Source organism: Streptomyces sp. WELS2 (assembly GCF_013870595.1).
Lineage (GTDB): Bacteria > Actinomycetota > Actinomycetes > Streptomycetales > Streptomycetaceae > Streptomyces.
This window is the reverse complement of the sequence record NZ_JACBWZ010000140.1, coordinates 1-11,092: the sequence shown is the minus strand read 5'-3', so window position 1 is coordinate 11,092 and position 11,092 is coordinate 1. Positions and strand designations below refer to the sequence as shown.

Genomic DNA, 11,092 nt, shown 5'->3' with positions numbered 1-11,092 from the left:
CGTTGCTGCCACACCTCTTCGGCGACTTCGTGCAGGGCCAGCAGTCGGGTCGGGTCGGCCCCGGTGGCCCGCGCCAGCTCCTCGACCGCCTGGCGCGGCGGCAGGGCCTTGCCGTTGAGGTAGCGCTCCCATGACGAGCGGCTGTAGCCGGTCTTGGTCGCGAGCGACGACAGGCTCATGCCGCTGCGGTCCTTCAGTCTGCGCAACTGCACGAAAAGCTGCCGGGCCCGCTGATCGTGCATGTCCGGTAATTCTTTCCAACGCGCCATGTGCCCCCCCTGGGCATCGGGCTCCCGTAAGGCCCCCCGGCCCGGCCGCCCACGCTTGGTATACCGAGTGCCGCTCGCGCGGGCCAGACGGTCGCGCCGGTGGTTTCGGCCATGTTCCCGGCGGGCGGCGTCCCACCGATTCGCCGTCCCATCGGGCGTCCCAGCAGGTCACGGCAGCAGGCGTCCCATGGTGTCCCACGAGGGGCGAAGCCGATGGCGACCGGCCGGACCGGGCGGCAAACCTGTGGAGGGAAGCACGGCGGACCGGGCGAGACGCCCCGAAGCCACCGCCCGTCCGGAGCACCACGACACCGGGCGCACGTCGTCCCGCCCATCGGGGAAGGAACCGCGACCATGGAATTCCGCAAGACCCTCGCGCTCTCGACGGCCACCCTGACGCTCGGCTCCGGCCTGGCGCTCGCCTCGGACGTGGCCGTGGCGGAAACCGCGCCGGCCGCCCCCGCCAAGGCGGTCGCGGCCCGGGCCGGACGGCACACGATCTGGGGCAGCAGCTGGGTCCCCGCGCAGCGCGGCGGCCGGTGGACGTCCGGGAACCACCGCTCGCCGAGCGAGCCGGCCCGTGCCGTGCTGCGGTGCTACAACTCCCACGCCTCCATGCGGGTGCGCCTCTTCGAGTACAAGGGCGGCCACTGGAAGCAGATCGCGAGCAGCGGCTACAAGCGGTGCGACGCCAACGGGCACATCATCGCCAAGGGGAAGGCCGGCAGCACCCGCCACTGGCTCGAGGTGCGTCTCGACGGCCGCCAGGGCTCCTTCGTCCGTGCGGAGAAGTGGTCCTGAGACGGGCAGGCCGGGACCACGGGCCGGCCGCGCGGGCGCTGTCCGGGCGCGGAGCACTCGGGCGACGGGAGCACTCGCCGACGGCGGGGGCCGATGAGCCGCGCGGTGTACCGGGGCGGGTGGTCCACCGGCTGCCGGGCGACGTCCGGCAGCCGGTCCCCGCGGGAGCGTACGACGCCTTCAGCGGGCACCGGCATGCCGCCCGCCGGGAGCCGGCTCGTACTACGGCCGGGCGAACACGGGCGTCCCGCGGCCATGCGGCCCACGGCGCGGCCGCCTTCCGGTGCCGAACAGGGGACGGCGCCGGTGGCGGTGGCGTTGCCGGGGGTCGTAGGGGGGTCCTCCGGTATGGAAACGGCCTGGGCCGGCCCGCACGGCGGGCACCGGCGATCGCCGTCCCGTCCCCGTCGCCCGGCGTGCGGAAGGACGGTGGCGGCATCCCGGCACGGGCGTACGCGCCGGTGCCGTCCGCCCCGGCCTCCTCGTGCGGGGCGTCCACCACGGCGTCGCGTCCTTTGCACGTCGACGCGGGGTGCCGACCGATCCGACGGGCCGTGGGTCGCCCGGTCACCGGCCGGCCTCAACCGCCGTCCTGATCGCCGTCCTGGTCGATGTCCAGGTCGGCGTGCACCAGGTGGTGGTCCGAGTCCGGGCTCGGGTGCACACGGTGCCGGAGCGGGACGATGCCCCGCAGGAACACGTAATCGAACTTGCTCTGCCAGTCGGTGGTCGGGAGGCAGCCGCCGGTGGGCATGGGACGGCACCGCGGATCTGCGTCCGTGGCCAGTTCCCACATGGGGGCGAGTTCGGGGGCGTCCGGCACGGCGTTGAAATCGCCGAGGACGATCGCGCGGTCGTACCGGGCGACGGCCGCGGCGAGTACCCTGGTCTGGTCTGCCCGGACCGCTTCCTGGCGCCGTTGGGCGAGGTGTGTGTCGAAGACGCGGACGGACCGGCCGTCCACCGTGGTGGTGACCGCCAGGTACCCACGGTCCTCGGATCCGCCGTCGGGGTATTCGACGCTGACGGGGTCCGCCATCGGCGCCGCCGAGAGGATCGCCTGGCCGTAGGCCCCGGGATTCCACGGCACTCCCCCGCAGCGGCCCCAGTCCCGGAGAACCGTGCCGTACTCGACGTGGTAGACCAGCCCGTAGAACCGCTTCAGGTGGATCCGTATCCTCTCGACGTCGCGCACGCAGGCTTCCTGCAGGCCGATGACCTGGGGCGCGTACGTGGCGATCTCCCTCGCGCGGTCCAGGTCGCCCGCGCCGCACGGGTTGCAGATGTTCCACGTCATGACGCGGTCCGGTACGACGCCCTCGGCGGCTTCGGCGGGCAGTGGCCTGGCGAAGAGGGCTCCGGTCGGCGCACTGGGGCCTACGAGCATCGCGCACGCCACGGCCGAGGCGCCCGCCCACATACGCGCGCGTCCACCGAACACCATCGCCTCCTCACCCGGCATGCCCCTGCCATCCTGCCCGAACGAGTCGCGCCGGTACGACCAGCCGCGAGAACCGGTCGGTTCCTCGGGGGAAGGCCGATCGGGGCGAACCCGCGCGGGTGAACACCTGGCGGCGGCCGGTGGCCGCACGCGCAAGCGCCCCCGCCGGCCTGCCGGCCGATGGGGGCGCCATCGTGGGAGGGAGCGTCAGGCGGTGACCGGCACGGTCACCTTCTGCTCGGCATCGCGCACGTCGTACTCGTCGTCCACCGGAGAACCCGAGGCGGAGTTGTACGCGTCGAGGTCGAGGATCTTCTCGCGGGCGGCGACGACGACCGGCACCAGTGCCTGGCCGGCGACGTTGGTGGCCGTGCGCATCATGTCCAGCACCGGGTCGATGGCCATCAGCAGGCCCACGCCCTCCAGCGGCAGGCCCAGCGTCGACAGGGTCAGCGTCAGCATGACCGTGGCACCCGTCAGACCCGCGGTGGCCGCGGAGCCGACCACCGAGACGAAGGCGATCAGCAGGTAGTCGCCGACGCTCAGCGGCACGTCGAAGATCTGGGCGATGAAGATCGCGGCGAGGGCCGGGTAGATCGCGGCGCAGCCGTCCATCTTCGTCGTGGCGCCGAACGGGACGGCGAAGGAGGTGTACTCCTTCGGCACGCCGAGGCGCTCGGTGACCTTGACCGTGACCGGCATGGTGCCGACGGACGAGCGCGAGACGAAGGCCAGCTGGATGGCGGGCCAGGCGCCCTTGAAGAACTGGACCGGGTTGACCCTGGCGACGGTCGCCAGCAGCAGCGGGTAGACACCGAAGAGGACGAGGGCGCAGCCGATGTAGACGTCGGCGGTGAAGGTGGCGTACTTGCCGATGAGGTCCCAGCCGTAGTCGGCGATGGCGTAGCCGATGAGGCCGACGGTGCCGAGCGGGGCGAGGCGGATGACCCACCACAGGGCCTTCTGCAGCAGTTCCAGGACCGACTCGCTGAGGGTGAGGATCGGCTGCGCCTTCTCACCGAGCTTCAGGGCGGCGATGCCGGCGACGGCGGCCATGAAGACGATCTGCAGGACGTTCAGCTCGGTGAAGGGCGTGATGACGTCCTTCGGGATGATGCCGGTGAGGAAGTCCAGCCAGGAGCCGGCCTGCTCGGGCGTCTTACCGTCCTTCGGGGTGAGTCCGGTACCCGCGCCCGGGTTGGTGATCAGGCCGATCACGAGGCCGATGGCGACCGCGATCAGCGACGTGATCATGAACCAGAGCAGGGTGCGGGAGGCCAGCCGGGCGGCGTTGTTCACCTTGCGCAGGTTGGTGATGGACACCAGGATCGCGAAGAAGACCAGCGGGGCGACGGCCAGCTTCAGCAGCTGGACGAAGATGTGACCCACCTTGTCGAGCGTGGTGTGCAGCCACTGCACGTCATAGCTGCGGGTGATCCAGCCGAGGACCACGCCGAGGACGAGACCGGCGACGATCTGGGCCCAGAAGGGGACCGCGGGTATGCGCCGGGCGGGCTTGGCAGGGGTTTCGGTGCTCGCGGACGCGGACACGGACACACTCCAGTAGGGCGTATCGGGGAAGGAACACGGAAAGGGCGGGGGTGGGTGCGGCGCACTCGCGCTACGCGCGGCGCCGCTGCTCGATGCCGGTCACACCGCGCGGCAACAGACCGCGGACATACAGCGGCACAGGTCGACATGCAGGCGCGCCACGAGTAGGGGGCTCGTGGCTTCACGGGGGCGCACAGATGTCTTCACATCGAACACGTTAACACTTGTACTTTGAGACGCTCAAAGCAGTTCTTTGGGGGCGGGGCTTCCGCAGCGCCGGCCGGTCACGGCAGACGCTTCGGCTTCCCGGGCCTTCGCCGTGCCCCGTAGCGGTGGCTGGTGTACGGGGTCCGCGGGATGATCCGGTGCGGCCGCCCGCACGGCCACGACGTCGACGCCCCTGCGCACCGGCCGCACAGCTCGACCCACCCATCCACGTCTCAGCCACCACGGCCGAGGGGTGGATCCAGCCCGCCGCCCGGCCCGTTTCTCCAGCCGCCGGGGGATCGCGGCGCTCAGCGTGAGGTGGTGGTACGTCGCCCGCAGGCCGTAGGGCGCGCAGAGGGTGAGGCAGGTGCGCAGCGCACGGGGCGTCAGCTCGCCGAGGGGTGGGGTGCGCCGGGTGGCCGGAGTCGGGCCAGTAGTCGGATCGCGCGCGGTATGTCGGGGCCCGGCGCCTGCTTTCGGGGCGGGGTCCCCAGGAGTGTCGCGGCCTCGGCCGACCGTTCGCGGTCCTGTCGGGTGGTGCAGAGCCGGGTGCCGGCCACGGCGATGCGGTAGAGGGGCAGCGCCCAGGAGGCGGGTGGGGGGCCGGGCAGTGCGCGCAGCGGAGTGCGTACCACCTCCAGGGCCTCGGCGAGGACCGACGCGGCCTCGGGCAGGCGGCCGGCTTCGGCCAGGCACAAGACCCTTGTTCCCAGCGCGTCCAGCAGGTCCGGGACGTGCGCGCGGGGATCCGTCGTCACGAGGGCGCGCCGCAGGGTGATCGCGTCGGCGAGGTCCCGGTCCGCCTCGTCGTGTCGCTCGAGCCGGAGCAGCATGACGGCTCGGTGGTGCAAGGACATCGCGAGCGCGCCGGCCTGCGGCTGGTCTGCGATCCGGTGGATCCGCAGGGCCGTGTCCACTCCCCGCAACGCGGGGCCCCATCGTCCCTGGGCATAGCGCTGCATGGCGTACCGGTCGATCACGAGTGCCGTGATGAAGGGGTCGCATTCGGCGGGCAGGCCGTCCATCCGCCACAGCAACCGCACCGCCGACTCGACCGCGTCCAGCGACTCCTCGGTGCGCTCCAGCAGCTGGAGCAGCTCGCTGTGCGCGAGGTGGGCGGTGGCCAGGGCGGGCTGATGGCGGGCCGGGTCCTCGTCGGCCAGCGCGGTCAGCAGGGCGATGGCCTCGACGGTGGGCCCCAGTGCCTCGGCCGGGCGGCCGAGCGTCGTCAGGCAGCTCGCCGACCGCCGTAGTACGCCGGGCAGTTCGGCTCTCGCCTCCCGGGGATTGGTGCGGGCCGCCTCGCGTACGGCGCCGACGGCTTCCACGGCGGTGGCCAGGGCGCTGTCGTGCCGTCCGACCGTGGCGAGGTCGGCGCTGAGGTTCTTCAGCGTGTGGGCGAACAGGACGCGGTCCGTCTCGGGGCGCTCGGCCACACATGTGCGAGCACCGGCCGCGGCCTCCTCGCTCATCGCCAGTGCCTCGTCGTGGCGGCCGAGCCCGTGCAGCCGGTTGGCGAGACCGACCAGCGCGGCCACGAAGAGGCGGAGGTGGCTTTCGGGCCGCCGGCGCATGAGTGCCCGGGCGACGTCGACGGCCTCCTGCGCCGTGGTCGCCGCGGCCTCCAGGTGGCCGAGTTGCTCCTGGACGTTGCCCAGGGTGGTCAGGCTCATGCCCAGGTCGCGCAGGTGGGCGTCGGGCAGCTGTGTGGCGAGTTCGCGCCGCAGCCGCACCGCCTCCTCGGCCTGTTCGCAGGCCTGTGACAGGTGTCCGGTGCGGCGCAGCGCGATGGCGTGGGTGTGCAGGGCGTGGGCGTAATGGGCACGGTGCGGGGCCGGCCGCCGGCCGTACAACTCGCCGTACAGTCCAGCCGCTTCGCGGCTCGCCGCGAGCGACTCCGGCAGTCGGCCGAGCTCGTCCAGCCGTATGGCGAGGTTGAGCAGCCCGCCGGCGAGTTCACCCAGGTGCGTGTCGCGGTCGTGGTCCGCCAGCCGGCGCCGGATCGCGATGGATTTCCGGATCGCCTCCAGGGACTCGTCGCCCCGGCCGAAGTCGGCGAGCCGGCCGCTGAGGGTGGCGAGGCCGGCGGCCAACTCGGGTTGCCACAGGCCGGGTTGCGTGGCTGCCAGGCTTTCCCAGAGAGCGACGGCTTCGGTCGCGGCCTCCAGCCCCCGCTCTCGATCGCCGAGCTCGGTGACCCGCTGGGCCAGGTTGCCCAGACTCGTGGCCAGGTGTGGGTTGCGGGCGGGGTCGTCCGGCGGGCGGGCACGGTGGTGGGTGACGACGCGCTCGGTGAGGCGGGCGGCCCAGGGGGCCAGGCGCTCGCTGTAGGAGGGCAGGCTGCCGGTGAGACGGCGCAGTGTGTCCGGGGTGAGGCCGGGATCGGTGAGGATGGCGTCCAGGGCCGCCAGCAGCGGTTCGGGTGTGGTGGTGCGGGTGGCGAGGCCGACGGCGTGCGGGGCGAGGATCTCCTGGTGGGCGAGGCACAGATCGCTCAGCGGGGTGTCGAGCTCGCCGTGGAAGACGGGGTGGGCGGCGGCCCTGGTGTAGAGGTCCAGCAAGTGCGCGGCCTGTGCGGGTGCGGCGCCCCGGGCGAGGTGGTGGGCGAGGGCGGGGTCGTCGTGCAGTCGCCGGCCGACGAACCGTTCCGCGAGCCGGTCGGGTTCCAGGCTGCCCCAGGTGGTGTTTCCGGCAGGCGGGTACAGCCCGGCGATCCAGGCGCGCACACTGTTGCGGCGGCTGCGGGTGAGGCCTTCGAACGAGGGCAGCCGTCGTAGTACGGCGTCGGCCTCCTCCCGGTCCACTCCACCGACCAGCAGCGCGGCGGCGAGGGCGTCCTCCAGCGTGTCCTGGCTGAGGTGTCCGTGCAGGTCCGGCCGCGCCTCGGCGCTGTTCCGCCAGTATCCGCCCTCGTGTTCCAGCAGCCGGTCCTCCACCTGTTCCGCCTCGTCGTGCAGGGGTCCGCGCGTCGCGCCCGGACCGCTCGGGGCAGCCGCGTCCAACAGGTCGACGAGCGCCGTCATGTGCAGGGTGAGGGCGTTGCCGTGGCCGCTTTCGTCCAGTGCGGGCGGGGGCAGAGCGGCGGCGAGGGCGGCCCAGTCCGGCTTCTCCTGGCCGTGCGGCGCGGGGAGCGTGGGCAGGGTGACGGCGAACGCGGTCAGGGCGCGCCGGTAGGCGGGCCGCCGGTCGTCCGGGTCGGGCTGGAGCCCGGTGAGGGCCAGCTTGCGTGCCCCGGCGAGCAGGTCCCTGGCGTAGGCCTCCCGGGTGCGCAGTGCCGTCCACCAGTCACCGTCGGACCGGGCGAGGAACAGCAGTTTGAGGGGGTGTCCGCCGGAGTGTGCCGCGGCGGCGCGCAGCAGGGCCGCGGCCTGTTCGGGGCGGGTCTCGGCGTAGTCCAGTACGACCAGCAGCGGTGCGGCGACGTCCCGGACGACCTCGAGGTCGTCGGGCCGTGCCTCGGGGGCGGGCCACAGTACCTGCCACGGCGGGCGGTCCCCCGCCCGGTCGGCCGGGGCGGCGGTCAGGTCCGCGGCCAGACGGCCGGCGAGCCGGGTCTTCCCCTGGCCGCCGGCGCCGTGCAACAGCAGGGCGCCGAAGCCGTCCGCGGCGCACCAGTCCTCGAGGTCGGCGAGAACCTCGGTGCGGCCGTAGAACGGGACGACGTTCCGTTCGGCGCGCAGCAGTCCCGCGGGAGAGACCGGCGGTGCGGTCGGCGGCCGTCGGCCGAGGTCGGCCAGTGCGCTCAGTTCGACGCCTTCCGGCGGGGTGTAGGCCCCGGCCGCCACGAGGGCGGCGCGGAAGTCCGGGTCGGAGTCCAGGACGGGGACGGGCACCGCCGTCACCGTGCCGTGCGCGAAGTGGGCCGGGTCGACGGCGACGACCCCGACGAGCAGGTTCCCGCAGTACAGGGGGGCGCCGGAGAGGCCGCCCCATGGGGAGCTCTTGGGGTCGTGCCAGGTGGGCGGGTGCTGGTCGAGGGTGCAGTAGTGGCGGTCGTGCACGAACCCGCTGCCCGGGTTGATCTCGCACGTCAGCTGGTAGGCCTCGATGTCCCGGCCGGGACGCTGGACCACATCGGGAAGACCCCAGATCGCGGCTTTCTGCCCCGTCCGGTGGGTGACGAAGCGGCCCCAGCGCGGTGGCCGGCCCGCCGGTTCGGGCCATTCGGAGCCGGTGATGCGGACCAGCGCCGCGTCATCGCGGCCGTGGGGAGTGCCGCACCACACCACCTCTCCGGCGTGATCACCATCGTGGCGGGGCCGGAACAGCTTCACCTCGGCGCCCTTTTCGCGGACGAGGTGGGCCGAGGTGAGCACCAGGCGTGGTCCTACGAGACAACCCGACCCGGGGCCGTCGAGGCCGACCACGCCGACCGGACGAAAGCCCTCCATGCGGGTTCAGCGGCTGCCGGAGCCCGTGGGCCGGTTCCAGCCGCCGCGCACGGAGAAGTCCCGGCCGTCGGCATGGCGGGGGGTGAGGGTGAAGGCGATGCGCTGGGTGCGCTCGCGGCCCACCCCCGCCTCGGCGTCGCCGGACAGCACCCAGGCGCGGAAGCCGGATTTCACGGTGGCGTCGGCACGCAGTACCACGGTGAACTCCAGGTCCACGGGTCCCACGGTGAACTGCAGTTCCTGGCCGTTCCCGCTCTCGGCCGCCGCCAGCAGTTCCTCGCGTATGGCCGCCACCGCGTCCGCCAGGCCGATTTCCCCGGAACGTGACATACGATCCCCCCCGCCTATGGCCGCCCGGTCCGGGCGGCGCGAGGTCCACGGTAGCGACAGCCGGGCGCTCCCGGGGGCGGAATGCGGGCCGCCGGAAGAGGAGGCGGCTCCGTCGCACGGTCGGCACGTGGCGAGACTGCGGACGAGTGGTTGCCCTGGGTCAGGTTCGGCGGGCGTGGGCCGAGAGGCGATCGGCGAGCGCGATGACGAGGTCGCGGAGTTCGTCCGGGCGCTCGATGACGAACGGCCGGTCGAGTGCGGCGAGTACCGGAGGCAACCAGTCGAGCCGCTCCGCCCGCAGCTCGACGCGCAGCCAGCGCTCGGTCGCCGGGTCCTCGCCGGCCGCCGACCCTTGCTCCGCCACGCTCGCGACGCTCGCCGGAAGGTGGGCGCGGATCTGCTCGACCGTCCCATGGATGCGCAAGATCACCTCATGCCGGTACCCGGCCGTGGCGAACCCTGACAGCACGCGCTGTGCCGGACTCGGACTCGCCGGCGCTTCGAAGGAGCCGGGCAGGGTCCGCGCGTCCGCGATGCGATCGAGCCGGAAGGTCCGGTCCTCGCCGCTCCGGGCGTCCTGGCCCGTGACGTACCACCGGCCCGCGTGGGCGACGATCCCGTACGCGTGCAGCGTGCGTTCGCTGCGCCGTCCGTCGCGGTCGGTGTAGCGGAGCGAGACCGGGCGGTGGTGGCGCACCGCGTCGGCGATCGTGAGCAGGACCTCGGCGTTCGGGGTGCCGAACTCGCCGGGCTGGTCCGTGAAGGCGAGAGCTTCCAGGAGTGTGTCGAGCCGGCGGGCGATGTGCCGGGGCAGCACCCGCCTGATCTTCGCCGACGCCGTCTCGCTCGCCGTGTGCTCCGTCGTCGTCAACCCGGCTCGGCGGCCAGCGACCAGACCGAGCAGCACGGCCAGCGCCTCGTCGTCGCTGAGCATGAGCGGCGGCAGGCGGTACCCGGGGGCGAGCCGGTAGCCGCCGTAGCGGCCGCGCACCGACTCCACGGGCACACCGAGGTCGATCAGCTGGTCCACGTACCGGCGCACGGTGCGCCCTTCGACGCCGAGCCGGTCGGCGAGTTCGGCCACCGTCCGGGTGCCGCCCGACTGCAACAGCTCCAGGAGTGTCAGCACGCGGCCGGTGGGTCGGGACATGTCCGCAGCCTAACGCGAATAGAGGACCGATTCTGTCCACTATTCGTCCTACCCTGCGACGTGCACGCTTCCAGCACGGCCAAGGAGATTCCCATGCACACGGACTTCGTCTCGATCCGCGTCATCACCAGCGACGTGGCGCGCCTCGTCGCCTTCTACGAGCGGGCCACAGGAGCACGGGCGACGTGGGCCACCGAGGACTTCGCCGAAATCAGGACCGCGGGTGCCACGCTCGCGATCGCCGGCACCCGCACGGTCCCGCTGTTCGCCCCGGGCTCCGCCCGCCCGGCGGCCAACCACAGCGTGATCACCGAGTTCCTCGTCGACGACGTGGACCGCGTGCACCAGAACCTGACCGGCTTCGTCACCGAGTTCGTCAACGAGCCCGCCACGATGCCCTGGGGCAACCGGTCGCTGCTGTTCCGCGACCCCGACGGCAACCTCGTCAACTTCTTCACCCCCGTCACCCCCGCGGCCATCGAGAAGTTCGCCCGCTGACGATCACGACGGTCGGCCGGGGGGATGCCAATCGCCGCAACCCTCATATGTCACCGCGGACTTACCGAGTGACATGCGAATCGGCGCCTGCGTCACCGGCAGTTCGCAGTCCAGTGACCAGGCACAAGGCCTCGCGGCCATCGGCGGGAACGTCACCGCCGGGTGGCGGGGCTGGTGGACCTGGTCCCCCGGGAACGGGACGTGGAACCTCCAGATCCCGCGGAACGTCATCGGGGTCGACTCCACCGTCGTCGTCACGGCCTCGGAAATCGACGGCAACGGGAACCGGTTCGTCGGCGACGCGGCGTTCACCGGATGCGGGCCGAGGGCCGGCGTGACGGCTGGTCAGCGGCAACAGGGGCGACCGGAGCGCGCGGGCGGTCCGGTCGCCCCGGCCATTCCCGCGCCGAACTTCTCCTCGAACGCCTTCACGAACTCGGCGAGCTGGATCAGG

General features: G+C 72.8%; 9 protein-coding genes. 3 read left to right on the top strand and 6 right to left on the bottom strand.

Annotation, left to right across the window (positions count from 1 at the left end; translation table 11 throughout):
* The coding region (locus H5J33_RS11755) for a helix-turn-helix transcriptional regulator (protein ID WP_181794844.1) at positions 1-269 on the bottom strand (269 nt) is incomplete at its 3' end.
* Positions 270-623: 354 nt separating this feature from the next.
* Between H5J33_RS11755 and H5J33_RS11750 the strand changes: the two genes are divergently transcribed.
* Positions 624-1,070: a hypothetical protein gene (locus tag H5J33_RS11750; protein WP_181794843.1), complete on the top strand. Its 447-nt coding sequence runs from the start codon at positions 624-626 to the stop codon at positions 1,068-1,070.
* Positions 1,071-1,650: 580 nt separating this feature from the next.
* On the opposite strand, the gene H5J33_RS11745 is transcribed toward H5J33_RS11750, so the two are convergent.
* The 5 genes from H5J33_RS11745 to H5J33_RS11725 form a co-directional block, all read right to left on the bottom strand.
* Entirely contained in the window at positions 1,651-2,532 is an 882-nt protein-coding gene (locus tag H5J33_RS11745) for an endonuclease/exonuclease/phosphatase family protein (protein WP_258565020.1), read from the bottom strand.
* Between the two features lie 186 nt (positions 2,533-2,718).
* Positions 2,719-4,068 carry a dicarboxylate/amino acid:cation symporter gene (locus tag H5J33_RS11740; protein ID WP_181794842.1) on the bottom strand — a complete coding sequence of 450 codons (1,350 nt, stop codon included), beginning with the start codon at positions 4,066-4,068 and terminating at the stop codon, positions 2,719-2,721.
* Positions 4,069-4,655: 587 nt separating this feature from the next.
* A complete protein-coding gene (locus H5J33_RS11735) occupies positions 4,656-8,585 on the bottom strand; it encodes a tetratricopeptide repeat protein (RefSeq protein WP_181794841.1) in 3,930 nt (1,309 codons plus the stop codon).
* An 81-nt stretch (positions 8,586-8,666) separates the two neighbouring features.
* Complete coding sequence (locus H5J33_RS11730; protein ID WP_181794840.1) at positions 8,667-8,990, bottom strand: trypco2 family protein; 324 nt, start codon at positions 8,988-8,990, stop codon at positions 8,667-8,669.
* 160 nt (positions 8,991-9,150) lie between these two features.
* Positions 9,151-10,140: a YafY family protein gene (locus tag H5J33_RS11725; protein ID WP_181794839.1), complete on the bottom strand. Its 990-nt coding sequence runs from the start codon at positions 10,138-10,140 to the stop codon at positions 9,151-9,153.
* A 93-nt stretch (positions 10,141-10,233) separates the two neighbouring features.
* Here H5J33_RS11725 and H5J33_RS11720 point away from each other — a divergent pair, with 93 nt between their 5' ends.
* Positions 10,234-10,638 carry a VOC family protein gene (locus H5J33_RS11720; RefSeq protein ID WP_181794838.1) on the top strand — a complete coding sequence of 135 codons (405 nt, stop codon included), beginning with the start codon at positions 10,234-10,236 and terminating at the stop codon, positions 10,636-10,638.
* A 73-nt stretch (positions 10,639-10,711) separates the two neighbouring features.
* Positions 10,712-11,092 (top strand): hypothetical protein (locus H5J33_RS11715; RefSeq protein WP_181794837.1); only part of this gene is annotated, 381 nt, incomplete at its 3' end.

Coding starts and splice junctions, on each gene's coding strand:
- H5J33_RS11750 (WP_181794843.1), top strand. CDS start 624: ATGGAATTCCGCAAGACCCTCGCGCTCTCGACGGCCACCCTGACGCTC.
- H5J33_RS11745 (WP_258565020.1), bottom strand. CDS start 2,532: ATGCCGGGTGAGGAGGCGATGGTGTTCGGTGGACGCGCGCGTATGTGG.
- H5J33_RS11730 (WP_181794840.1), bottom strand. CDS start 8,990: ATGTCACGTTCCGGGGAAATCGGCCTGGCGGACGCGGTGGCGGCCATA.
- H5J33_RS11725 (WP_181794839.1), bottom strand. CDS start 10,140: ATGTCCCGACCCACCGGCCGCGTGCTGACACTCCTGGAGCTGTTGCAG.
- H5J33_RS11720 (WP_181794838.1), top strand. CDS start 10,234: ATGCACACGGACTTCGTCTCGATCCGCGTCATCACCAGCGACGTGGCG.